Source organism: Vibrio sp. KMM 9700 (assembly GCF_058545285.1).
In genome coordinates this window covers 1,451,269-1,474,949 of the sequence record NZ_CM178589.1, presented here as the reverse complement: position 1 = coordinate 1,474,949, position 23,681 = coordinate 1,451,269, and the positions used below count along the sequence as shown (strand labels likewise).

Annotated in this window: 18 protein-coding genes, 1 tRNA gene and 4 rRNA genes; 13 read left to right on the top strand and 10 right to left on the bottom strand. The window is 43.7% G+C overall.

What is annotated here, in order from left to right:
- Positions 1–8: 8 nt before the first annotated feature.
- From rsmB to def, 3 genes are all read right to left on the bottom strand, one after another.
- Positions 9–1,286, bottom strand: a complete 1,278-nt coding sequence (rsmB, locus tag AC2VOY_RS06600) for a 16S rRNA (cytosine(967)-C(5))-methyltransferase RsmB (RefSeq protein ID WP_491830491.1) — start codon at positions 1,284–1,286, stop codon at positions 9–11.
- 52 nt (positions 1,287–1,338) lie between these two features.
- Entirely contained in the window at positions 1,339–2,286 is a 948-nt protein-coding gene (gene fmt / locus AC2VOY_RS06595) for a methionyl-tRNA formyltransferase (protein WP_491830490.1), read from the bottom strand.
- 142 nt (positions 2,287–2,428) lie between these two features.
- Entirely contained in the window at positions 2,429–2,938 is a 510-nt protein-coding gene (def, locus tag AC2VOY_RS06590) for a peptide deformylase (RefSeq protein WP_491830489.1), read from the bottom strand.
- 210 nt (positions 2,939–3,148) lie between these two features.
- On the opposite strand from def, the gene dprA reads away from it, so the two are divergent.
- Genes dprA through AC2VOY_RS06575 form a run of 3 tightly spaced genes read left to right on the top strand, consistent with a single transcriptional unit; the run spans position 3,149 to position 5,513 of the window.
- Entirely contained in the window at positions 3,149–4,399 is a 1,251-nt protein-coding gene (gene dprA, locus AC2VOY_RS06585) for a DNA-processing protein DprA (RefSeq protein WP_491830488.1), read from the top strand.
- 32 nt (positions 4,400–4,431) lie between these two features.
- Entirely contained in the window at positions 4,432–4,908 is a 477-nt protein-coding gene (locus AC2VOY_RS06580) for a DUF494 family protein (RefSeq protein WP_491833036.1), read from the top strand.
- Complete coding sequence (locus AC2VOY_RS06575) at positions 4,908–5,513, top strand: topoisomerase DNA-binding C4 zinc finger domain-containing protein (RefSeq protein ID WP_491830486.1); 606 nt, start codon at positions 4,908–4,910, stop codon at positions 5,511–5,513. The genes AC2VOY_RS06580 and AC2VOY_RS06575 overlap by 1 nt, the downstream gene beginning before the upstream one ends.
- 58 nt (positions 5,514–5,571) lie before the next feature.
- Here AC2VOY_RS06575 and AC2VOY_RS06570 read toward each other — a convergent pair whose 3' ends face one another.
- The gene (locus AC2VOY_RS06570; protein WP_491830485.1) at positions 5,572–6,744 is read right to left on the bottom strand and encodes a 5-(carboxyamino)imidazole ribonucleotide synthase; all 1,173 of its coding nucleotides are present in this window, start codon (positions 6,742–6,744) and stop codon (positions 5,572–5,574) included.
- Positions 6,745–6,801: 57 nt separating this feature from the next.
- A complete protein-coding gene (purE, locus tag AC2VOY_RS06565; protein ID WP_491830484.1) occupies positions 6,802–7,287 on the bottom strand; it encodes a 5-(carboxyamino)imidazole ribonucleotide mutase in 486 nt (161 codons plus the stop codon).
- A 183-nt stretch (positions 7,288–7,470) separates the two neighbouring features.
- Here purE and tsaC point away from each other — a divergent pair, with 183 nt between their 5' ends.
- The 4 genes from tsaC (at position 7,471) to AC2VOY_RS06545 (ending at position 10,241) form a co-directional block, all read left to right on the top strand.
- Positions 7,471–8,028, top strand: coding sequence for an L-threonylcarbamoyladenylate synthase type 1 TsaC (tsaC, locus tag AC2VOY_RS06560; RefSeq protein ID WP_491830483.1), 558 nt, complete (start codon positions 7,471–7,473; stop codon positions 8,026–8,028).
- A gap of 3 nt (positions 8,029–8,031) precedes the next feature.
- Positions 8,032–8,994, top strand: a complete 963-nt coding sequence (hemF, locus tag AC2VOY_RS06555) for an oxygen-dependent coproporphyrinogen oxidase (RefSeq protein WP_491830482.1) — start codon at positions 8,032–8,034, stop codon at positions 8,992–8,994.
- An 80-nt stretch (positions 8,995–9,074) separates the two neighbouring features.
- Positions 9,075–9,938, top strand: coding sequence for a shikimate dehydrogenase (gene aroE, locus AC2VOY_RS06550; protein WP_491830481.1), 864 nt, complete (start codon positions 9,075–9,077; stop codon positions 9,936–9,938).
- Between the two features lie 30 nt (positions 9,939–9,968).
- Positions 9,969–10,241 (top strand): DUF1488 family protein, encoded by a 273-nt coding sequence (locus AC2VOY_RS06545; RefSeq protein ID WP_491830480.1) that lies wholly within the window; start codon positions 9,969–9,971, stop codon positions 10,239–10,241.
- Between the two features lie 2 nt (positions 10,242–10,243).
- On the opposite strand, the gene AC2VOY_RS06540 is transcribed toward AC2VOY_RS06545, so the two are convergent.
- Positions 10,244–10,807, bottom strand: coding sequence for a gamma carbonic anhydrase family protein (locus tag AC2VOY_RS06540; protein ID WP_491830478.1), 564 nt, complete (start codon positions 10,805–10,807; stop codon positions 10,244–10,246).
- A gap of 633 nt (positions 10,808–11,440) precedes the next feature.
- Here AC2VOY_RS06540 and AC2VOY_RS06535 point away from each other — a divergent pair.
- The 5 genes from AC2VOY_RS06535 to rrf (AC2VOY_RS06515) all read left to right on the top strand — a co-directional run bounded on the left by AC2VOY_RS06535 (position 11,441) and on the right by rrf (AC2VOY_RS06515) (position 16,800).
- Positions 11,441–12,983, top strand: a 16S ribosomal RNA gene (locus AC2VOY_RS06535).
- 361 nt (positions 12,984–13,344) lie between these two features.
- Positions 13,345–16,238, top strand: a 23S ribosomal RNA gene (locus AC2VOY_RS06530).
- Between the two features lie 131 nt (positions 16,239–16,369).
- Positions 16,370–16,485: ribosomal RNA gene (gene rrf / locus AC2VOY_RS06525) — 5S ribosomal RNA — on the top strand.
- Between the two features lie 116 nt (positions 16,486–16,601).
- Positions 16,602–16,677 (top strand) — tRNA-Thr (locus AC2VOY_RS06520).
- A gap of 7 nt (positions 16,678–16,684) precedes the next feature.
- Positions 16,685–16,800, top strand: a 5S ribosomal RNA gene (rrf, locus tag AC2VOY_RS06515).
- Together the 16S, 23S and 5S rRNA genes with 1 tRNA gene alongside form the textbook arrangement of a ribosomal RNA operon.
- A 168-nt stretch (positions 16,801–16,968) precedes the next feature.
- On the opposite strand, the gene sthA is transcribed toward rrf (AC2VOY_RS06515), so the two are convergent.
- Positions 16,969–18,447, bottom strand: a complete 1,479-nt coding sequence (sthA, locus tag AC2VOY_RS06510) for a Si-specific NAD(P)(+) transhydrogenase (RefSeq protein ID WP_491830477.1) — start codon at positions 18,445–18,447, stop codon at positions 16,969–16,971.
- A 185-nt stretch (positions 18,448–18,632) separates the two neighbouring features.
- Here sthA and fabR point away from each other — a divergent pair, with 185 nt between their 5' ends.
- On the top strand, positions 18,633–19,283 hold the full coding sequence (gene fabR, locus AC2VOY_RS06505; RefSeq protein ID WP_491830476.1) for an HTH-type transcriptional repressor FabR: 651 nt from the start codon (positions 18,633–18,635) through the stop codon (positions 19,281–19,283).
- Here fabR and AC2VOY_RS06500 read toward each other — a convergent pair.
- The 3 genes from AC2VOY_RS06500 to AC2VOY_RS06490 all read right to left on the bottom strand — a co-directional run bounded on the left by AC2VOY_RS06500 (position 19,235) and on the right by AC2VOY_RS06490 (position 23,616).
- Positions 19,235–20,098 (bottom strand): endonuclease/exonuclease/phosphatase family protein, encoded by an 864-nt coding sequence (locus AC2VOY_RS06500; protein WP_491830475.1) that lies wholly within the window; start codon positions 20,096–20,098, stop codon positions 19,235–19,237. The genes fabR and AC2VOY_RS06500 overlap by 49 nt on opposite strands.
- A 63-nt stretch (positions 20,099–20,161) precedes the next feature.
- Complete coding sequence (locus AC2VOY_RS06495) at positions 20,162–21,784, bottom strand: PTS transporter subunit IIBC (protein WP_491830474.1); 1,623 nt, start codon at positions 21,782–21,784, stop codon at positions 20,162–20,164.
- Between the two features lie 86 nt (positions 21,785–21,870).
- On the bottom strand, positions 21,871–23,616 hold the full coding sequence (locus tag AC2VOY_RS06490; RefSeq protein WP_491830473.1) for a glycoside hydrolase family 13 protein: 1,746 nt from the start codon (positions 23,614–23,616) through the stop codon (positions 21,871–21,873).
- Positions 23,617–23,681: the final 65 nt, after the last annotated feature.

Here is a 23,681-nt window from a genome sequence, read left to right as displayed (position 1 = left end):
ATTTTTAGTTATGCTTTGTGTAGCACGGCATAATAGAAGCCATCCATTTCTTGCTCATTTGGCAAAATTTGGCGACCGATTTGAGCAAGATGCTCAGGCGCTAGGCTCGCATCAGGGGTGCGTTTTAAAAATGCCTCCACTTGAGCTTTGTTTTCTTGTGGGGTGATCGAGCAAGTAGCATAAACCATTGTTCCACCAGATTTTAGTTGTGTCCACATTGCATCAAATATTTCTGCTTGAAGCTCAACTAAGGCTTCGATATCTGTTGCGCGGCGCAGCCACTTAATATCTGGGTGACGACGAATTACGCCGGTAGCAGAGCAAGGTGCATCCAAAAGGATTCGATCAAACTGAGCGCCTTGCCACCAATCTTGCGGGTAACGTGCATCACCACAAATGACTTCAGCATCTAAGTTTAGGCGCGCTAGGTTATCGTCCACTCTTAATAGGCGTTTGGCATCGCTATCAATGGCAACGACATGAGTGTTTTTGGTGCGCTCAAGAATGTGCGCGGTTTTGCCGCCAGGGGCTGCGCAGCAATCTAAGATCAGCTCACCATCTTGCGGTTGTAAGTACTCTACTGCAAGTTGCGCAGCAGCGTCTTGAACTGAAACCCAACCTTCTTCAAAGCCAGGTAGCTTCTTCACATCACAAGGCGCGATTAATTTCAGCGCGTCGCTTGCATCTGGGTGGGTGATGGTTTCAATCTCTTGCTCATCGAGTAGGGCTTTGTATTCATCACGGGTGTGATGCTGAGTATTGACTCTTAACCACATTGGCGCTTTTTGATTATTCGCCTCAACCACTTGCTCCCAGTTTTCTGGGTAAGCTTCTTGCAACAGCTTTAACAACCAGCTTGGGTGTAAATATTTACCCGCATTATTTAATAATGATTCTTGGTTCAAGCTCTCTTGGTTGCGTTGGTAATTTCTTAGAACGCCATTAATCAGGCCGCTTAATTTATAACCACCTAATGCTTTAGCACCTTCAACTGTCTCACCAACGGCGGCATGAGATGGGATACGCATAAAGTTGATTTGATAAATGCCGACTAGAATGAGGTGATGAAAAACGCGCTTTTTACCTTTTAATGGCTTATCCATCAATTGATTAGCAATAAACTCAAGGCGTGGCAGGTTACGCAGAGCGCCATAGCAAATCTCTTGCAATAGGGCGTGATCTCGCGGTTTTAACTCCTGCATTGCTGCTGGGAGTATGTTTGAAAGTGACTGACCTTGGTCAACGACTTCGTATAAAACTTCGGCAGCAAGGGCGCGAACATTCATAATAATTATTCTCTATTTAATTTATCTATTAAGCGATTTAAAGCTAAGTAATTTAAAGCACAGAGCCGGGCGTGAACCAATCCCCTTTGGAATTGAGTACATCTGCCACAGGCATAGCTTTTTTACCTGGGATCTGAATCATCTCAAGCACTAATACATCTTGCTTGGTTTGGATGTAGATCCCGCTTTTATCTGCTTTTAAAATTTCACCCGGCTTGGCTTTCGCCTCTGCTTGCGCTTCCACGCGAGATTGCCAAACCTTGATTGTATTCTCATTGAGCGTAAAGTGACTCACAGGCCATGGGTTAAATGCACGTACGCAACGCTCGATATGCGCGGCGTCATCTTGCCAATTAATTTGCGCTTCCTCTTTAGAAAGTTTCTTCGCGTAATTTGCCAGTTCATCATCTTGCTTAATTGGTTGTGCTTGACCGCTTGCGATCGTTTGCAAGCAATCGACTAATGCGCTTGGTCCAAGCTCGGCAAGTTTGGCATACATAGAAGCGCTGGTATCTGTACTTTCAATTGGCAGTTTTGCAATTGAGAGCATATCACCTGTATCTAGGCCAATATCCATTTGCATAATCGTCACGCCGGTTTCGCTATCTCCCGCCCAGATTGAGCGTTGAATCGGCGCTGCGCCACGCCAGCGAGGTAAAATTGAACCATGCACATTAATGCAGCCCAAGCGCGGCGTATCTAAAACAGCTTGTGGCAGGAGCAGGCCATAAGCAACCACCACCATAATATCTGCATTTAGGTCTTTAAGAGTTTGTTTTGCATCATCAGATTTGAAGTTTTCAGGCTGATAAACAGGAATGTCATGTTCAACTGCGAGGCTTTTAACTGGGCTTGGCATGAGTTTTTTACCACGCCCTGCTGGTCGGTCTGGTTGGGTGTAAGTTGCGATAACTTGATGCTCTGAGTCAATCAGTGCTTGAAGGTGTTTGGCTGCAAAATCTGGTGTACCGGCAAAGACAATTTTAAGTGACTGGCTCAAGGTTAACCTCTTTATATATGCTGGATAATGACATGTTATATGGCGCATCTAAAAACAAGCATACCCATAATCTCAAAGTACAAATACTTGATTTCATGGGTATAGAATATGTTTTATGTGTTCTGCTAAGCGAGCAGAATTGTTAGTTCTTTTCGTTAAAACGCTTAATTTTCTCAAGCTTTTGCTTGATACGTTGACGTTTTAGTGGCGAAAGATAATCAACAAATAGTTTGCCTTCAAGGTGATCAAGCTCATGTTGAATACAAATCGCTAACAGATCTTCAGCATCAAAAGTAAATTCTTTGCCATGACGATCAAGCGCTTTGACTGTAACTTCGTGTGCGCGAGGCACTAAAGCGCGGGCGCCCGGTACAGAAAGGCAGCCTTCTTCGATACCGTCTTCACCACGTTTGTCTAAAATTTCAGGGTTAATCAGGACCATAGGTTGGTCGCGAGTATCTGAAACATCGATCACAACAAGACGTTTATGAAAATCGACTTGGGTCGCTGCTAGGCCAATCCCTTCTTCGTCGTACATCGTCTCGATCATGTCATCGATCATAGTTTGTAGTTCAGGGGTAAATTCCTCGATTGGTGTTGCGACAGTGCGCAGGCGATCATCGGGAAAAGTTAAAACATTTAATACAGACATATTTCGTTAAGTTTCTCTATTTCATTTTGTTGAGCTAATTTTAGTCATTTTACCAGTGAAATAACAGCTTTGAATCACTTTTGTACTGGCTTAAAAATAAGACAACAGTATTTAAGCATCTATCCTATTCTTTTTAGGTTAAAAAACAAACACTTTATTTTTTATTAAGAGTATGAAATATAAAGTTTATATTTCTTAAAGGGGGATATTTTGGATAAATATCAGGATATAAAACCAACCCAAAGCTTAAACTTATGCCAAACGCGAATTCAAGAATTAAGTCTAGCGCAGCAAGCTTGGTTGCGTCTGGCGTTAATTCCAAGGTTAAGGCGCAAGGCGCTGATGCAGATATTAACCAAGGCGGGGCCGATACATTTGTGTCAGCAATCTTCATCGCCGCAATTAGCTAGTTTAGGTTTAACTCAAACCCAGATTCAGTTTTTAAAAAATACTAGCTTATCTCAAGTTGCACAAATCCAAGAATGGTTAGCCCAATCCCCTTCGCGTTCACTGCTTTTATATGGTGATGTAGAATATCCTTTTTTATTACGCCAAATTTCCTCTGCGCCACTTTTCTTATTTATCGAAGGGAATAAAGATATTTTAACTATGCCGCAGGTAGCGATTGTTGGGAGTCGCCATGCCAGTTATCAATCCTTAAATGCAGCGAGTCAGTTTGCGCAGTATTTTGTTGAGCAAGGAGTGAGTGTTACCAGTGGCTTAGCGCTTGGGGTTGATGGTCACGCACATCAAGGAGCGTTAGATGCTCAACAGGCAAAACCCGAAACCTTAGCCAAAACCATCGCAGTACTCGGAACAGGGCTTGATAATATTTACCCGAAAAAACATACCCAATTAGCCCGAGATATTATCGAGCACGGTGGCGCGGTCATTTCTGAGTTTCTGCCTCATACCCCGCCAAAGCCGCAAAATTTTCCTCGGCGCAACCGCATCATTAGCGGTTTATCTTTAGCTGTGCTCGTGGTGGAAGCGGCGCAAAGAAGTGGCTCTTTAATTACTGCGCGTTATGCGCTGGAGCAAAATCGTGATGTTTTTAGCTTGCCAAGCTCAATTGCCTATAATGGTGGCAATGGAAGCAATAAATTACTGCAAGATGGTGCTATAATGGCATTAAGCCCACAAGATGTGCTTGAACATCTACAGCAAGATTTATCTAACTTCTATCAGCTTTTTTCTGAACATCAAACTGAGCTCGATTTCTCACAAGAAGCACTGCAAGATAACAAATCAAGCGACACATCATTGCCAATTAAACCAAAGATAAGTGAATTATCACTTGCGAGTCAAAAGATACTTGATACCCTAACCACAGAGCCGATAGCTATTGATATTATCGCCACTCGTACCCATATTCCTGTACATGAGATCATGAGTGAAATTCTCGATCTTGAATTAACCGGACTTGTGAGCGCTGTGGCTGGCGGTTATATTCGTATTTAATCGAGATAAATAATTTTAAACCTAAGGAGCAAATTATGATGGATATATTGATGTACCTATTTGAAACTTATATCCATAGTGATAATGAGCTTCAATTAGACCAAGACGAGCTTGAAACAGAGCTTGTGCGTGCTGGTTTTAAAACTCCAGATATATATAAAGCGTTAAATTGGCTTGAAGAGTTAGCCGCATTACATGATCAAGATGGTGAGCATGCACTGCGCATGTCAGCGCCAACCTCAATGCGTATTTATACCTATGAAGAAAGCATCAAGATTAATCTAAAGTGCCGCGGTTTCTTACTTTTCCTTGAACAAATTGAGGTGCTCACGCCTGAAATCCGTGAAATGGTGATTGATCGCGTGATGAGCTTAGACTCTGCCGAGATTGAAATCGAAGATTTGAAATGGGTTATTTTAATGGTGCTGTTTAATGTACCGGGAAATGAGAGTGCTTATACTCAAATGGAAGAGCTTTTGTTTGCAGCCCAGCAAGGACAACTGCATTAATGAATAAGATTAACCATGATCTCTTTGAAGCCAAAGCCCATGCGTTAGAGCACAGACCTTGTCCTGAATGTGCAGCAAATGGGCGCGAGGGTGTGCTTGAAGTGCGTCATGGTAAACGTGGCCCATTTCTTGGCTGCAAGCTATATCCTGAATGTGAATATATTGAAGCCCTGCATAATAATGATGGACATATTATCAAGTCATTAGAAGTACCTTGCCCTGAGTGCCAAAGCCAAGCCCGCAACGGTGAATTGGTTTTACGCCAAGGGCGTTATGGGATGTTTATTGGTTGCAGTTTGTACCCTGAGTGTACCCATATTGAATCAAAAGATGAGCCAAAGCAGGTTGAAGAATCTGAGCAATTAGCTTGCCCTGAGTGTCAAAAAGGTGAGTTAGTGGCGCGGAATTCTCGTTTTGGGAAGCGCTTTTATGCTTGTAATGCTTACCCTAAGTGTAAGTTTTCACTTAATTTAGAGCCACAAGTAGGCGTATGCCAAAGTTGCGGCTTTAAATTATTAGCACTCAAGAAAACAGCCAAGGGTGAGTCTTTAGTCTGCGCTGATCGCAAGTGTCAGGCACTGCAAAACGAATCCCTTCAAAACTAAAACTGCAGCTGGGCTATTTCGCTTATTGCCCTGCTGCAATTTTAACTGGTTTGCATATTTAGGCTTGGATCATTTCTTGAAGTTTCGGAAAGTCTTTCTCATTCAAGTGCTTGGCTACTTCCACTAAACGCGCGCGTAGGATCTCTGGCGTGCGTCCAACCACATTAATATGTCCCATCTTACGTCCCGCACGTTTTTCCTTCCCATACCAATGAATATGGCAATAAGGGATCGCCAGTAATTCTTGTGGCAGCTCATCTATCCCAAGAAGATTAATCATCGCCGATGGTTTCGCATTCGGGTGACCAAGAGGTAGGCCGGCAACTGCGCGCAAGTGGTTTTCAAACTGACAAACATCACTGCCTTGCTGCGTCCAGTGCCCTGAGTTATGCACACGTGGCGCAATCTCATTCACTAGTAATTTACCGTCTAAGTCGAAAAACTCAACCGCTAATACGCCAACATAATCCAAGGTTTGAGTGATCGCTTGGAACATTTCAGTCGCTTGTGCTTGAAGATCTGCATCCTCAATGGTTAGCGAAAAACGCAGCACACCATCTAAATGCGTATTTTGTGCAAGCTGATAGGTGATAACTTCACCTTGCGGATTGCGCGCGCCAATAATTGAAACTTCACGTTGAAAAGGAATGAATTTCTCTGCGACTATGCCTTGAGCAGGGTTGCCCTGAGTAGGCTCAACTGCGAGCGCTGCAGCCATTTCTGTCCAAGTATCATCAAACTGTGACATCTCTTTGATACGCCACTGGCCTTTGCCATCATAGCCACCAAGCGCAGTTTTCAAAACGAGAGGCAAACCTAAGCTTTCAATCGCTTGTTCAAAATCTTGCTTGGTATTAATCAAAGCGTAAGGCGCATTGCTAACCTTGGCATCATCTAAGAGCTTTTTCTCTACACGGCGATCGCCACCGGTTAAGATGGCTTGAGCGCTTGGTTTTAATTTACCGCTTTGTTCACAAACATCGAGAATATCCAATGGAATATGCTCAAATTCTGCGGTGATCACATCGCATTGAGCAATGGCAGCCTTGAGCGCAGAAAGTGAGTCGGCTGCGCTATCTGCTGAATTAAACTCTTGGAAAACTTGGTTTGATACTGGGTGAACCACCTGATTGGTGTTGACATCAAATGCCATCACTTGAAGATTCAAAGGAGCGCCTGAAAGTGCCATCATACGTGCAAGTTGGCCTGCACCTAAAACGAGGATCTGCATTCTTGTATTCCTGTAAGCGATAAAATTATTCAAAGGTAAAGCGAGTCATCATGAAAATTAAGCTTGCGACGGATCTGGATTATCTAACACAGCTTGGGTTTGCGCTTGGCGGAAAGCTTTAATTGCATCCATTACTTTAGGATCGCTAGTGCCGACGATTTGCGCAGCAAGTAAGCCAGCATTAGCAGCGCCAGCATCACCAATAGCAAGAGTGCCCACGGCAATTCCTTTTGGCATTTGAACAATTGAGTGCAATGAGTCAACACCTGATAAAGCGCGCGATTGAACCGGCACACCTAAAACAGGTAAAGGAGTGAAAGCTGCCGTCATACCAGGAAGATGCGCTGCGCCACCTGCGCCAGCAATAATCACACTAAGGCCACGTTCTTGAGCGGTTTCGGCATACTCAGCAAGAAGGTGAGGTGTACGGTGGGCTGAAACAACTTTGGTTTCATAGCTCACACCTAATTGCTCTAACATTTGCGCTGCGTGTTGCATGGTTGGCCAATCAGATTTAGACCCCATAATAATGCCGACTTTCATTTCAAGCTCCTGTTGCTTCTTTATATAAAGATTTAGGTTTGTATAAATTGCCAGAAAAATTGTTAAAAAATTGATCAAGACAGAAAAAATAATTTTCAGTATTATACGGTGTAACTTACCTAAGGAAAACGTTTGCGTAAGTTTAATTTGTTTATTTTTGCCTTATAAGTAAAGAGGTTTTTTGTGAGTTCGATTACGCAAGCAACAAAAGCACTGCAAGCTGGCAAGGTGATTGCCTACCCAACCGAAGCTGTATTTGGTGTCGGTTGTGATCCGGATAACCAAGCGGCAATTGAAGCTTTGTTGGAACTAAAACAGCGTCCAGTTGAAAAGGGACTGATTTTAATCGCAGCGACTTATGAGCAGCTTTTAGATTATATCGATGAATCTCAGCTAAGCGCCGAGCAAATCGCGCAAGTTAAAGCAACTTGGCCTGGTCCTGTCACTTGGGTGATGCCGGTTAAATCGTCAGTTTTAAAGGCTGTCACAGGTCAGTTTGATTCTGTTGCGGTGCGCGTGAGTGATCATCCGATTGTGCAAGAATTATGTTTAGCCTTCGGTAAGCCAATCACCTCAACGAGCGCAAACCTAACCACCTTGCCACCTTGTCGCACTCAAGAAGAAGTGATTGAGCAGTTAGGACTAGATAAAGTAACCTTGGTCGAAGGGAAAGTTGGCGGACTTGATAAACCAACTCAAATCCGTGATGCGCGTAGCGAAAAAGTCTTAAGACAAGGGTAAGCCATGAATCACTCAGATGTAACACCAACTCAAAACAGCTTAGATCAAATTGATAAGTCCGCTGTGAAAGCATTTTTGCTTCGCTTGCAAGATTCAATTTGCCAACAAGTCGAGTCAATCGAGAGTAAGAGTTTTGAGCTTGATGCGTGGCAGCGAGATAAAAATGATCCTAAGAAACCTCTTGGTGGTGGCGGTGAAAGCCGCGTCTTAAAAGAGGGCAGTGTTTTTGAGCAAGCTGGGGTGAATTTCTCACATGTGTTTGGCGACAAGATGCCTGCATCGGCAACGGCGCATCGTCCTGAACTCGCAGGTCGACGTTTTGAGGCAATGGGGGTATCGATTGTGATCCACCCACATAATCCTTATGTGCCGACCACGCATGCCAATGTTCGCTTCTTTATTGCTGAAAAAGAAGGCCATGCGCCGATCTGGTGGTTTGGTGGTGGCTTTGATCTCACGCCTTTCTATCCGTTTGAAGAAGATTGTCGTTTCTGGCATCAATCCGCTAAAGATATTTGTGGTAAGTTCGGCGACAATTTATATGCCGAACATAAAGCATGGTGTGATAAATATTTCTTCCTACCACATCGTGATGAAACCCGTGGTATCGGAGGATTATTCTTTGACGACTTTAACCAACTTGGCTTTGAGAAAAGTTTTGCTTATACCAAAGCCGTTGGCGAAGGCTTTATGCAAGCGTATCTACCAATCGTTAAAAAACGTTATCAAACCGAGTTCACACAAAAGCAGCGTGATTTCCAATTATATCGTCGTGGTCGTTATGTTGAGTTTAATTTAGTTTATGACCGTGGTACTTTATTTGGACTACAAAGTGGTGGCCGCACTGAGTCAATCTTAATGTCGATGCCACCTTTGGTGCGTTGGGAATATCAATATCAAGTTGAACCTAATAGCGCCGAGGCAGATTTATATCAAAATTATTTAAAGCCAAGGGATTGGGTATAACAAGGCGATGCGATATAAATAGTAAACAGTTTTTAGCTATCCACTATATACCAGCTATGTTTTCTATATAAAGAGGCAGTATGATTTCATTTCCAGACAATTTATCCGCGGCGCTTGGCTCGACTCAAGATGTTTATATTGTGGTAGGGAATCCTATTGCTCAAAGTAAATCACCTTTGATTCATACACTATTTGCTCGCCAAACGATGCAGCCTATTCATTATCAAAGCTTGCTTATCCCTGAAGGAGCGTTCGATGCTTATATCGATCACTTCTTTAGCCAAGGTGGGCGCGGTTGTAATGTGACGGCGCCGTTCAAACAAGATGCTTTTAATTATGCAGATAGACTGACTCAAAGAGCTGAGCTTTCTGGCGCAGTGAATACCTTAAAGCGCTTGGATGATGGCGAGATCATCGGTGATAACACAGATGGCGCAGGTTTAGTCCAAGATTTGCTGAATTATCAAATTGAGCTTGAGGGCGCTAATATTTTGATTATTGGAGCAGGCGGCGCAACTCGTGGTGTATTAAAGCCATTGTTGGAGCAAAATCCACAAAAAGTAACCTTAACCAATCGTACTTTTGAAAAGGCGCAGCAATTAGCTGACTTATTTGCACCTTTTGGTTCGATAGAAGCGCAAGCGATAGATGAGGTTCATTCAAGCTTTGATATAGTGATCAATGCGACCTCAGCTGGCTTAAGCTCGCAATTACCACAAATCAGTGAAGCTATTTTTAGCCCACAGACTGTCACTTATGACATGATATATGGCGCAGGTGATACTAAGTTTAACCAATGGGCAAAATCTAATGGCGTTATCCAAGCTTTTGATGGCTTAGGCATGTTGGTTGGACAGGCTGCGGAGAGCTTTATGTTATGGCGTGGTCTTCGCCCTGGTGCGAAACAAGTGCTGCGTGAATTAAGAAAAAATATTCAGGCTTAAATTTCTTGGGTATATAAAGAGGAAGAATGAATGAATCAAGGCATTATCTTTTCAGATGATATTACTTGGAATGAAAAAGATCAGCTGCTTATTTTTGTTGCCCAAGTACAAGGTCAAAGAGTTGAGTGTGTTGTGAGTAAGAAAAAACTTCAACAATCGGCGCAAATGGTTGTTGATGATATTGGCAAAGCATTCGAAGCGTATGAAGTTTGCCACTTTGAGTTAGAAGAAGAAGCCCAAAGTCTAATCGAAGCTGAAAGCTATGATGAATTTGGGCAAGTGATTTTAAGTGATGAAATCTAAGCTTATTCTTGGATGCTAGGTTTAACCTCAATCACACTATGAAGAAAGTCTTCTTTATTCTGCACATAATTATTGGCAGATGTTAATAAGAAGGCTTTTTCTTTTTCTGTTAATAGGCGAGCTTGTTTCACTGGGCTGCCGACATATAAATAGCCAGATTCAAGAGTTTTACCCGGCGGTACTAGACTACCAGCACCTATCATTACATCAGATTCAACCACAACACCATCTAAAACAATACTGCCCATTCCTACAAGAACTCGGTCTTTTATCTCACAGCCATGCAGCATGACTTTATGTCCTATGGTGACATCATCACCAATAATTAAAGGATAGCCTTGTGGATTTTCAGTATTTTTATGTGTCACATGCAAGACACTCGTATCTTGGATATTGGTTCGGCTGCCAATTTTGATAAAGTTTACATCACCACGGGCTGCCACCAATGGCCAGATACTCGAATCTTCCCCTATTTCAATCTCACCAACTAAAACAGCAGTTTTATCTACATAAGCTGTTTTGGCTATTTTAGGTGTAATACCTTTAAAGCTTCTTACTTGTATCATGTGTTTCCCCATTTATTTTTATTTATTGATACGCTGCATATCTACTCAGATTAGCAAAAATCACGTTATTACGCAGTTTTGATGTAAAAATAGACGTTATTCGTACGTAGTTTAGACGAAATAAAAATAGTTTAAATTAATCCTAAAAAACGCTTGCTAATGTGATCAATCTCCCTATAATGCGCACTCACTGACACGGCGGGGCTAACAAGCGTTAACCAAAACGCAGTCAGTGATTAAGCGGTTTTTTGAAGTTTCATGAAAATTTCAAAAATAAATCAGAAAAATGTAAAAAAGTGTTTGACACTTTCTTATAATTCGATAGAATGGCCGCCCTGTTCAAGAGAAGCGCTGCTTTGATTGAACAAGCTCTTTAACAATTTAAACCTATCAATCTGTGTGGGCACTCGTTGATTGTACAATTAGACTTCTTAGTTTACTAAGAGTCAAAATTTCAATGAACTAGTGACCAAATCGAGATTTCTTATCGTTTAACGATATAGAAAACTTGGCACAGTCAATTCATTATCTTTCTGTTGGAAAGATAATAGCTTTAGAATTACATCTTATTTTCGGATAAGAATTAGTTTTGAAGTCAGTATTCATTGAGCTTGTCGAAAGACACAAAATCTTAAATTGAAGAGTTTGATCATGGCTCAGATTGAACGCTGGCGGCAGGCCTAACACATGCAAGTCGAGCGGAAACGAGAAGGTGCTTGCACCTTCGGCGTCGAGCGGCGGACGGGTGAGTAATGCATAGGAAATTGCCCTAATGTGGGGGATAACTATTGGAAACGATAGCTAATACCGCATAATGCCTTCGGGCCAAAGCAGGGGACCTTCGGGCCTTGCGCGTTAGGATATGCCTATGTGGGATTAGCTAGTTGGTGAGGTAATGGCTCACCAAGGCGACGATCCCTAGCTGGTCTGAGAGGATGATCAGCCACACTGGGACTGAGACACGGCCCAGACTCCTACGGGAGGCAGCAGTGGGGAATATTGCACAATGGGCGAAAGCCTGATGCAGCCATGCCGCGTGTATGAAGAAGGCCTTCGGGTTGTAAAGTACTTTCAGTTGTGAGGAAGGTAGCGTAGCTAATAACTGCGTTGCTTGACGTTAGCAACAGAAGAAGCACCGGCTAACTCCGTGCCAGCAGCCGCGGTAATACGGAGGGTGCGAGCGTTAATCGGAATTACTGGGCGTAAAGCGCATGCAGGTGGTTTGTTAAGTCAGATGTGAAAGCCCGAGGCTCAACCTCGGAACTGCATTTGAAACTGGCAGGCTAGAGTACTGTAGAGGGGGGTAGAATTTCAGGTGTAGCGGTGAAATGCGTAGAGATCTGAAGGAATACCAGTGGCGAAGGCGGCCCCCTGGACAGATACTGACACTCAGATGCGAAAGCGTGGGGAGCAAACAGGATTAGATACCCTGGTAGTCCACGCCGTAAACGATGTCTACTTGGAGGTTGTGGCCTTGAGCCGTGGCTTTCGGAGCTAACGCGTTAAGTAGACCGCCTGGGGAGTACGGTCGCAAGATTAAAACTCAAATGAATTGACGGGGGCCCGCACAAGCGGTGGAGCATGTGGTTTAATTCGATGCAACGCGAAGAACCTTACCTACTCTTGACATCTACAGAACTTAGCAGAGATGCTTTGGTGCCTTCGGGAACTGTAAGACAGGTGCTGCATGGCTGTCGTCAGCTCGTGTTGTGAAATGTTGGGTTAAGTCCCGCAACGAGCGCAACCCTTATCCTTGTTTGCCAGCACGTAATGGTGGGAACTCCAGGGAGACTGCCGGTGATAAACCGGAGGAAGGTGGGGACGACGTCAAGTCATCATGGCCCTTACGAGTAGGGCTACACACGTGCTACAATGGCGCATACAGAGGGCAGCCAACTTGCGAAAGTGAGCGAATCCCAAAAAGTGCGTCGTAGTCCGGATTGGAGTCTGCAACTCGACTCCATGAAGTCGGAATCGCTAGTAATCGTGGATCAGAATGCCACGGTGAATACGTTCCCGGGCCTTGTACACACCGCCCGTCACACCATGGGAGTGGGCTGCAAAAGAAGTAGGTAGTTTAACCTTCGGGAGGACGCTTACCACTTTGTGGTTCATGACTGGGGTGAAGTCGTAACAAGGTAGCCCTAGGGGAACCTGGGGCTGGATCACCTCCTTATACGAAAAGTGCATAGATGAGTGTCCACACAGATTGATATGTTTAAATATTAAAGCGTTATTGATAAGTGCATGTTGAATGTATTTATCAATAACTTCACTGTTTTCAGTGAGTTTGCTCTTTAACAATTTGGAAAGCTGACGAAATAATAAATTTCAATTTTTATTATTTCACCAAAAGTTCTCAATCTTATCTTTTAAGATAAGTAAACAAACACACATTTAAGTGTCTTGGCGTTTAATTATTAAGTAATTAAACGTATCTATTGAGTCCGGCAATCGATATTTAGATTAACCCTCTAAATATCAAAAACAAATCTTATTTGTTTGGTATACAGCACTAAAACTTTTTAGGGTTGTATGGTTAAGTGAATAAGCGTACACGGCGAATGCCTTGGCAGTCAGAGGCGATGAAGGACGTATTAACTTGCGATAAGCCCAGATTAGGTAGTAAAAACCACTTGAGTCTGGGATTTCCGAATGGGGAAACCCACATGCATAAGCATGTATCATTAACTGAATACATAGGTTAATGAGGCGAACCGGGGGAACTGAAACATCTAAGTACCCCGAGGAGAAGAAATCAACCGAGATTCTGAAAGTAGCGGCGAGCGAAATCGGATTAGCCCTTAAGCTTTTGATGAGGCAGGTGAACAAGCTGGAAAGCTTGGCGATACAGGGTGATAGCCCCGTAACCAACACCTCATAATCAGTGAAATCGAGTAAGGCGGGGCACGTGAAACCTTGTCTGAACATGGGGGGACCATCCTCCAAGGCTAAATACTACTGACTGACCGATAGTGAACCAGTACCGTGAGGGAAAGGCGAAAAGAACCCCTGTGAGGGGAGTGAAATAGAACCTGAAACCGTGTACGTACAAGCAGTAGGAGCACCTTCGTGGTGTGACTGCGTACCTTTTGTATAATGGGTCAGCGACTTATATTTAGTAGCAAGGTTAACCGAATAGGGGAGCCGTAGGGAAACCGAGTCTTAACTGGGCGTCGAGTTGCTAGGTATAGACCCGAAACCAGGTGATCTAGCCATGGGCAGGTTGAAGGTTGAGTAACATCAACTGGAGGACCGAACCGACTAATGTTGAAAAATTAGCGGATGACTTGTGGCTAGGGGTGAAAGGCCAATCAAACCTGGAGATAGCTGGTTCTCCCCGAAAGCTATTTAGGTAGCGCCTCGGATGAATACTACTGGGGGTAGAGCACTGTTAAGGCTAGGGGGTCATCCCGACTTACCAACCCTTTGCAAACTCCGAATACCAGTAAGTACTATCCGGGAGACACACGGCGGGTGCTAACGTCCGTCGTGGAGAGGGAAACAACCCAGACCGCCAGCTAAGGTCCCAAATTATAGCTAAGTGGGAAACGATGTGGGAAGGCTAAAACAGCTAGGATGTTGGCTTAGAAGCAGCCATCATTTAAAGAAAGCGTAATAGCTCACTAGTCGAGTCGGCCTGCGCGGAAGATGTAACGGGGCTAAGCTATAAACCGAAGCTGCGGCTGCATATTCTTACGAATATGCGGGGTAGGGGAGCGTTCTGTAAGCCGTTGAAGGTGGTCTGTAAGGGCTGCTGGAGGTATCAGAAGTGCGAATGCTGACATGAGTAACGATAAAGGGAGTGAAAAACTCCCTCGCCGGAAGACCAAGGGTTCCTGTCCAACGTTAATCGGGGCAGGGTAAGTCGACCCCTAAGGCGAGGCAGAAATGCGTAGTCGATGGGAAACGGGTTAATATTCCCGTACTTCTTACAATTGCGATGGGGGGACGGAGAAGGCTAGGTGGGCCTGGCGATGGTTGTCCAGGTTCAAGTGCGTAGGCTAATTTCTTAGGTAAATCCGGGAAATTGTTAGGCTGAGACACGACGTCGAGCACCCAAGGGTGTGAAGTCATTGATGCCATGCTTCCAGGAAAAGCCTCTAAGCTTCAGATTGTAAGGAATCGTACCCCAAACCGACACAGGTGGTCGGGTAGAGAATACCAAGGCGCTTGAGAGAACTCGGGTGAAGGAACTAGGCAAAATGGTACCGTAACTTCGGGAGAAGGTACGCTCTTAGCGGTGATGAGACTTGCTCTCTAAGCTGCCGAGAGTCGCAGATACCAGGTGGCTGCAACTGTTTATTAAAAACACAGCACTGTGCAAAATCGTAAGATGACGTATACGGTGTGACGCCTGCCCGGTGCCGGAAGGTTAATTGATGGGGTTAGATTTCGGTCGAAGCTCTTGATCGAAGCCCCGGTAAACGGCGGCCGTAACTATAACGGTCCTAAGGTAGCGAAATTCCTTGTCGGGTAAGTTCCGACCTGCACGAATGGCGTAATGATGGCCACGCTGTCTCCACCCGAGACTCAGTGAAATTGAAATCGCTGTGAAGATGCAGTGTACCCGCGGCTAGACGGAAAGACCCCGTGAACCTTTACTACAGCTTGGCACTGAACATTGACCCTACATGTGTAGGATAGGTGGGAGACTTTGAAGCGCAGTCGCTAGATTGCGTGGAGTCAACCTTGAAATACCACCCTTGTATGCTTGATGTTCTAACTTAGCCCCATTATCTGGGGTGAGGACAGTGCCTGGTGGGTAGTTTGACTGGGGCGGTCTCCTCCCAAAGAGTAACGGAGGAGCACGAAGGTGGGCTAATCACGGTTGGACATCGTGAGGTTAGTGCAATGGCATAAGCCCGCTTGACTGCGAGAATGACAATTCGAGCAGGTGCGAAAGCAGGTCATAGTGATCCGGTGGTTCTGAATGGAAGGGCCATCGCTCAACGGATAAAAGGTACTCCGGGGATAACAGGCTGATACCGCCCAAGAGTTCATATCGACGGCGGTGTTTGGCACCTCGATGTCGGCTCATCACATCCTGGGGCTGAAGTCGGTCCCAAGGGTATGGCTGTTCGCCATTTAAAGTGGTACGCGAGCTGGGTTTAGAACGTCGTGAGACAGTTCGGTCCCTATCTGCCGTGGGCGTTGGAAGATTGAAGGGGGCTGCTCCTAGTACGAGAGGACCGGAGTGGACGAACCTCTGGTGTTCGGGTTGTCATGCCAATGGCATTGCCCGGTAGCTAAGTTCGGAATCGATAACCGCTGAAAGCATCTAAGCGGGAAGCGAGCCCTAAGATGAGTCTTCCCTGGCACTTTAAGTGTCCTAAAGGGTTGTTCGAGACTAGAACGTTGATAGGCAGGGTGTGTAAGCGTTGTGAGGCGTTGAGCTAACCTGTACTAATTGCCCGTGAGGCTTAACCATACAACACCTAAGAAGTTTTGTAGTTGGATTGAATAGAAACACTTAAATGAGTGTGAGAACCTTATCGTTTAGATAAAAATATAGCTTTCCGAATTATTATTTAACGTGAAACGTTAAATAAAAAGAATTTACTTGGCGACCATAGCATTATGGACCCACCTGATCCCATGCCGAACTCAGAAGTGAAACGTAATAGCGCCGATGGTAGTGTGGGGTTTCCCCATGTGAGAGTAGGACATCGCCAGGTTCTTATATACAACTTTGTTTAGACAAGGTTGACAACAATAAAGCAAATTTACATCAGTCTTTATTGTTCAAGGAAGCTCGTATTATGCGGGCTTTTTTGATGCATAGCGGAATCACGCTGATATAGCTCAGTTGGTAGAGCGCACCCTTGGTAAGGGTGAGGTCGGCGGTTCAAATCCGCCTATCAGCACCAGAATTTGCTTAGCGACCATAGCATTATGGACCCACCTGATCCCATGCCGAACTCAGAAGTGAAACGTAATAGCGCCGATGGTAGTGTGGGGTTTCCCCATGTGAGAGTAGGACATCGCTAGGCTCTAATAATAAATAAATAAAGCAAATATACGTAAGACTTTGTTTAAATAAGAAATTGCCCACGTCATAGTGGGCTTTTTCATATCTGGCATTTGGCTTTTCTTAACTAGCTAGTTATCCTCACTTCAATACCTACCTATCAAAAATAATCCTTAATCAGAAAAACTTATTAAAATAAACGATTCAAGCCATTTAAGGCTGCTACACGATAGGCTTCAGCCATTGTTGGATAGTTAAAAGTCGTATTAGTAAAATACTCAATCGTATTTGCAGCGCCTTTTTGCTCCATAATTGCTTGACCGATATGAATAATTTCAGCCGCTCTTTGTCCAAAGCAGTGGATTCCTAGAATTTCTTTTGTTTCACGATGGAAAAGGATTTTTAAGCTGCCGATATCCTTGCCTGCAATCTGAGCGCGAGCAAGGTGCTTAAAGGAGGCGCGTCCAATTTCATATGGAACTTTAGCCGCGGTTAACTCTTGTTCGGTTTTACCGACCGAGCTGATCTCAGGAATGGTATAGATACCTGTTGGGATATCATCAATCAAGAAGTTGTCTGCCTGGCCTTTGGCTATGGCTTGCGCTACAAAGCGGCCTTGGTCATAAGCTGCACTGGCAAGGCTTGGGTAGCCAATCACATCACCAATCGCATAGATATTGTCTGTATTAGTTTGATAGTTCTTATTTACTTTGAGTTGTCCGCGTGAGTCAGGTGTGAGGCCTATGCTATCAAGATTAAGTTTATCAGTGTTACCTGTGCGTCCATTGGCAAATAACAAGCAGTCCGCTTTCATTTTTTTGCCTGATTCAAGGTGAAGAATCACCCCATCATCAGTGCCTTCGACTTTTGAATAGGTTTCCCCATTTCGTATTACCACACCGCTATTCCAAAAGTGATAGGAGAGGGCATCTGAAGTTTCATTATCTAAAAACTCCAGTAAGCGATCTCGGGTATTAATAAGATCTGTTTTAACATCTAAGCCTCTGAAAATAGAAGCGTATTCACAACCAATTACGCCCGCGCCATAAATAATAATATGTCTTGGATGATGCTGAAGGTTTAAGATGCTATCACTGTTGTAGATTCTTGGATGATCAAAATCTATATCTTGTGGTTGGTATGGACGCGAGCCTGTCGCGATGACAAATTTTTGTGCTTGATAAAAGTCTTTTGAGCCATCCTGTTTAGTGACGCAAATAGTATTCTTATCGACAAAGCTTGCAAGGCCAAATAACAGCGTACAATTATTGCGATCATAAAAACCTTGGCGCATTGTGGTTTGTTTATCGATAACGCCTTTCGCATGGGCTAAAATATCATTAAAAGATGCAGTTAAGCTGCTGTTATTCTTACTAAATAATGGGTTTTGGTTGAACTCTATAATTCGACTTACGGCATGACGTAAGGCTTTGGAAGGAATGGTCCCCCAGTGGGTACAGCCGCCGCCAACACTTTCTTCTTTTTCAACAATAGCAACCTTCAGCCCTGCTTTGGTAAGTCCCATTGCTGCCCCTTCACCACCAGGGCCGCTGCCAATTACAATCACATCAAAACTTGCAACTGTATTTATTTTTGGTTGAGTGGACTCGTTACTTTCTGGTTGAGTGCTGACTTCTTGTTTGGTTTTAAGCTTGCTATCTTGCGCCATTATTGATTCCCTTTTGGTTAAACCTTCCTATATTCATACTAACTGATTTTTACTTAAGATAAACAGCTATTAAGAAACTCCACAGCGGTGATCACAGCGGGAAATTTAGGATTAAGATTCAAGATATACCTTAAGGGGATTTTTGTTATACTGTGCCTCTTGTTTTAAAAAGAAGATAAATACTTATGGGAATACGAGCACAGCAAAAAGAAAAAACCAGACGCTCATTAATTGATGCAGCTTTTGGCCAACTTAGTGCCGATCGTAGCTTTTCAAATTTAAGCTTGCGCGAAGTTTCCCGTGAAGCAGGCATTGCGCCGACTTCTTTTTACCGCCACTTTAAAGACATGGACGAGCTAGGTTTGGTCATGGTTGATGAAGGTGGATTATTACTTCGCCAATTAATGCGTCAAGCCCGCCAGCGTATTGCTAAAGAGCGCAGTGTGATCCGCACTTCGGTGCAAACTTTTATGGAATTTATTGAAGATAGCCCAAACGTGTTTCGCTTATTATTGCGTGAACGTTCTGGCACATCACAAGCTTTTCGTGCTGCAGTGGCAAGAGAAATTGAGCATTTTGGCGCCGAGTTAACTGAATATTTAGTGCATAAAGGAATGGCACGTGAAATCGCCCAAATCCAAGCACAAGCATCTGTGACCATAGTCTTTACTTCTGGTGCACAGGCGCTTGATTTAGAAAAAGAAGAGCGTGAAGCTTTATCTGAAAGTATGATTATTCAGCTCAAAATGCTAGCGAAGGGTGCAGCGTATTATCATTTAAGCCAAGATCAAATCACACCGAAAGAAACCAGTTCTTCTGCATCTTCAGATAGCTGATTTTCTTGAGCAGTTAGCTCTAGTTGCGTCATGACGCCGAAGTGATCAGATACCACAGGATAGTTGCTGCCATTAAACATGGTGCGACTTTGTAATACCTTATGTGTTTGGTTAGTTAGGATAAGATCGATGCGTAGTTTCTTATTATTTTCCTTCCAACCATCAATTTTTTTGACCACGCTAAAACCTGCATCTTTATTTTGCGATATGTTGTAAGTATCGACTAAACCTTGTTCCAGTAAGTAGTCATAGCCTTGGTTTTTGACTTGGCTAGGGTTATTAAAATCACCGAGCAAGAAGCTAGGGCGATCTGACACCTGTTGCATAATCTTTGCTATTTGAGCTTGGAAAGGCGCCTCTTCATCATCCCACCATCCACAGTGACAGTTAAATAAATCAATGACTTGTTCTTTATGCGCAATGCTTATTTTGACTGCGCGGCGATGCTTCCAAAAGCCTTCATCATAGTTCTCATTCAGATCAATGGTTTGATGGGCTAAGACTGAGGCTTTGGTTAAAAAGGCTAAACCTTCTTGATACTTACCATAACTCTGGTGGACATAATCCCATGTGAGCTCGTAATGATGACCATGTTTAGCAAGTAACTGTTGCAAGAGGTAGGCATAGTTGTCTTCTGCTATCTCAGCATTGCCTATAAACTTTTTACATAACTTTGGGCTTGCCATGAGTTGATTGACTTCTTGCAGTGCAATCACATCAAATCTATGATCAATAATTGCTGTCGCAAGAATATCTAGTTTTTCAAGCTGATCATCTTCTTGCCAACTATGGGTGTTTAGGGTTAGTAACTTCATAATATATCCCTTATTTAGCCAAGTATGGGGAGATGCATACTTGGCTAATATCCTTGATTTAAGTTATGCCATACTCAGTTTATCGACCAAGTGGGATTTAATTACATCCACACCAGGACCATATATGGCTTGTACACCTTGGTCTTTCACCACTAAACCAAGTGCACCGGTTGCCTTCCATTGGCTATGATCTTGTACTAACTCTGTGTCTTTAACCGTAATACGTAAGCGCGTCATACAAGCATCTACTTCTGAGATATTCTCACGTCCACCTAGGTTTTGGATAATGATATCAATTTTATCATCTTCAGACATGCCTTCTGCTTTTTCATCAATGTAATTGCCCGCACGGCCTGGAGTCGGCAGGTTTAGTTTCGCAATAAGTACGCGGAAGATGCCATAGTTCACGCCAAAGAAAGCAAGGCAAGCTAATACGAAATTAATCAAGTCACCACCAATACCGGCAGAAATCATCATAGGTACGCGGGTTGCGAGTTCTATCATGCCAAATGCATGTACACGTAAGTCAAAGAAGTCGACCATAGCAAAGGCAAGACCAGTTAAGATAGCGTGTGCAACGTATAAGACAGGCGCCACGAACATAAACATAAACTCGATTGGCTCGGTCACCCCAGTTAAGAAAACAGCTAAGCAAGCAGATAAGAACATAGGTTTATATTGCATGCGTTTGTCTTTATCAACGCTGTGATACATCGCAAGACCAATACCTATAAGCGAGGCTGCACCAATAATCACTTGTCCAGCTTTAAAGCGAGCAGGATGTACTGTATCAAGTAGGTTTTGATATGCTGCTGGGTCAGTCAGTTTTAGGTTGTTAAGATCGCTCACCCAAGCTAGCCAAAGAGGGTCTTGTCCATAAACACTTGCGCCAGCATTCGCACCCGTTAGCAGTTGATAAGTGCCACCCAGTTCAGTGTAGTTCATTGGAATCGTTAGCGTGTGGTGCAGGCCAAATGGCAGCAGTAGACGCTCAAGTGTGCCGTAGACAAACGGAGCAAGTACTGGCGCACTATCTTTTGACGTCGCAATCCATTGACCAAAGTCATTCAATGCACCTTGGATAATTGGCCAAATTACAGCTAGCGCGAAGGCTACGATAACCGAATAGAAGATAACAACAAATGGTACGAAACGTTTGCCGTTAAAGAAAGCCAAGGCTTCAGGTAGGCGGGCAAAGTTATAATATTTATTGAAAAGGTTGGCACCTAAGAAACCTGAGATGATGCCGATGAACACACCCATGTTGAGTGCTGGCGCACCTAAAACTGTGGTGAAGAATTGGGTAACAGGAAGTTCGCTACCAAATAGGCTTGATACAATTGCAGTTTCATCGCCCATCATTGCGCCGTTAACGCCAAAGATAACACCAGTGGTGCGGTTTATCAGGATAAAGGCAATCGCCGCAGCAAATGCACCGCCAGCACGCTCTTTAGCCCAAGAGCCGCCAATCGCAACAGCAAAGAGTAGGTGAAGGTTAACAATGATCCCCCAACCAATGTTTTCCATGATATGGCCAATGGTTTCAATTGCGCCGAAACCGCCAGCATACATGGCAACAACTTTGCCGAGGGAAATCATAATACCAGCCGCTGGCATCACAGCAATCACAACAATGAGAGATTTGCCAAAGCGTTGCCAGAAGTCAAATGATAGTAAGTTACTCATAGCTTCATTCCTTGAGAGAGGCTGAGTATTGTCAGCCTTTGTAGGGTTATTTTTTGTTTCTTGTAGATATGTTCCACGTGAAACTATTATTGTATTTTATGAAAAACATATGCTGCATAAGGGGCGATTTCACCCGCCTGCAAGCTTAGATCTGGGTTATTTGAGTTTTGATTATCGATAACCAATGTGCCCAATTTTTTATCTGTTAAGTTAAATTTTGCTGACTTTGAGCTCAAGTTAGTCACGATTGTCCAGGTTTCTTTATCTGTAATGCGTTGATAAGCATAAATCTGAGCATTTTCTTCAAGCAATAGATGATAACGCCCTGTGATTAAGCTTGTATGTTGCTTACGTAGAGAAATAAGCTTTTTATAGAAATTTAAAACAGAGTTTGGATCTTTGAGTTGATCTTCTACATTGATTTGAGGGTAGTTTTGATTCACCTCTAGCCAAGCTTTAGCGTCAGAGAAACCTGCAAATTCAGCATTTTTCCATTGCATTGGGGTTCGGCTATGATCGCGCGAAACTTGGTTTAGTAACTCAAGGATTTCTTGATCGGATTTACCTTTCGCCTGAAGTTTCTTCGCTAGATTACGCGCCGATACATCTTGGAAATTAGCTAAGGATGTGAACTTGTTATTTACCATACCAATTTCTTGGCCTTGATAAATAAAAGGCGTGCCTTTCATCAAGAAATAACAAGTTGCAAGCGCAGTGGCACTTGAGTACCAATGTTCGTCACTGCCAAATGTTGAAATGCTTCGTGCTTGATCATGATTTTCTAGGTATAAAGCGTTCCAACCTTTGCCTTCTAGCGCATCTTGCCAACGGCTAAGGATTTGCTTAAATTCAACCAAATCAAACTCATGACGGTTAGCTTCATCAGCCCATAGTGCCATATGTTCAAATTGGAAGATCATGTTGAATACGCCGCCATTGGCCTTTTCTGTCGGCTCTTCAACCCAAATCAAAGAATCCTCAGCGGCCACACCATTGGCTTCACCGACAGTGACAATATCAAATGGAGCAAAAGCTTGATCTCTTAGCTCATATAAATGTTTTTCGATTCCCGGCACATTCATGTGATAGTCAAATGAAGAAACGTGCGCTTCGCCTTTTGGATTAGGCAGATTAGGCAACCCTGGTTTTTTCTGGATATGACTAATTGCATCGACACGAAAGCCATCAATGCCGCGTTCGAGCCACCAATGAATCATTTTAAAGAGTGCCGCTTTGACTTCAGGGTTTTCCCAGTTGAGATCTGGCTGTTTCTTGGAAAAAAGGTGCAGATAATATTGGGCGCTAGTCTCGTCATATTCCCACGCGCTGCCATGGAAAATACTTTCCCAGTTATTTGGCTCTTGAGTTGGTTTTTCTGCAGTGGCTGGTGCGCCATCACGCCAAATATACCAATCGCGTTTCGGGCTTTGCTTGTCTTGACGTGATTCAATAAACCAAGGATGCTCATCACTGGTATGGTTGATCACAAGATCCATTATGATGCGGATCCCTTTACGGTGCGCAGATTCGATTAAACGATCCACGTCCTCAAGGCTACCAAAGTCTGGGTGGATGGCTTGATAATCTGAAATATCATAACCATTGTCATCGTTTGGTGATTGATAAAAAGGGCAAATCCATACTAAATCGACACCGAGATCAGCAAGATAATCGAGCTTTTCGATGATCCCGTTAATATCACCAATCCCATCTTGGTTGGTATCAAAAAAGCTACGTGGGTAAATTTGATAAGCCGTCGCAGACTTCCACCAAACAAGTGGGGCCTCTAGACTCGCTGTATTTGTGTGCTGTGTTGATTGATTTATTTTCATCCTGAAAGATACCTTGTGTTACCGTTAACAGAAAGGTATCAGATAAATACGTAATTACTAGAAGG

Coding starts and splice junctions, on each gene's coding strand:
- rsmB (WP_491830491.1), bottom strand. CDS start 1,286: ATGAATGTTCGCGCCCTTGCTGCCGAAGTTTTATACGAAGTCGTTGAC.
- def (WP_491830489.1), bottom strand. CDS start 2,938: ATGTCTGTATTAAATGTTTTAACTTTTCCCGATGATCGCCTGCGCACT.
- AC2VOY_RS06575 (WP_491830486.1), top strand. CDS start 4,908: ATGAATAAGATTAACCATGATCTCTTTGAAGCCAAAGCCCATGCGTTA.
- AC2VOY_RS06570 (WP_491830485.1), bottom strand. CDS start 6,744: ATGCAGATCCTCGTTTTAGGTGCAGGCCAACTTGCACGTATGATGGCA.
- purE (WP_491830484.1), bottom strand. CDS start 7,287: ATGAAAGTCGGCATTATTATGGGGTCTAAATCTGATTGGCCAACCATG.
- hemF (WP_491830482.1), top strand. CDS start 8,032: ATGAATCACTCAGATGTAACACCAACTCAAAACAGCTTAGATCAAATT.
- aroE (WP_491830481.1), top strand. CDS start 9,075: ATGATTTCATTTCCAGACAATTTATCCGCGGCGCTTGGCTCGACTCAA.
- AC2VOY_RS06545 (WP_491830480.1), top strand. CDS start 9,969: ATGAATCAAGGCATTATCTTTTCAGATGATATTACTTGGAATGAAAAA.
- AC2VOY_RS06540 (WP_491830478.1), bottom strand. CDS start 10,807: ATGATACAAGTAAGAAGCTTTAAAGGTATTACACCTAAAATAGCCAAA.
- sthA (WP_491830477.1), bottom strand. CDS start 18,447: ATGGCGCAAGATAGCAAGCTTAAAACCAAACAAGAAGTCAGCACTCAA.
- fabR (WP_491830476.1), top strand. CDS start 18,633: ATGGGAATACGAGCACAGCAAAAAGAAAAAACCAGACGCTCATTAATT.
- AC2VOY_RS06500 (WP_491830475.1), bottom strand. CDS start 20,098: ATGAAGTTACTAACCCTAAACACCCATAGTTGGCAAGAAGATGATCAG.
- AC2VOY_RS06495 (WP_491830474.1), bottom strand. CDS start 21,784: ATGAGTAACTTACTATCATTTGACTTCTGGCAACGCTTTGGCAAATCT.
- AC2VOY_RS06490 (WP_491830473.1), bottom strand. CDS start 23,616: ATGAAAATAAATCAATCAACACAGCACACAAATACAGCGAGTCTAGAG.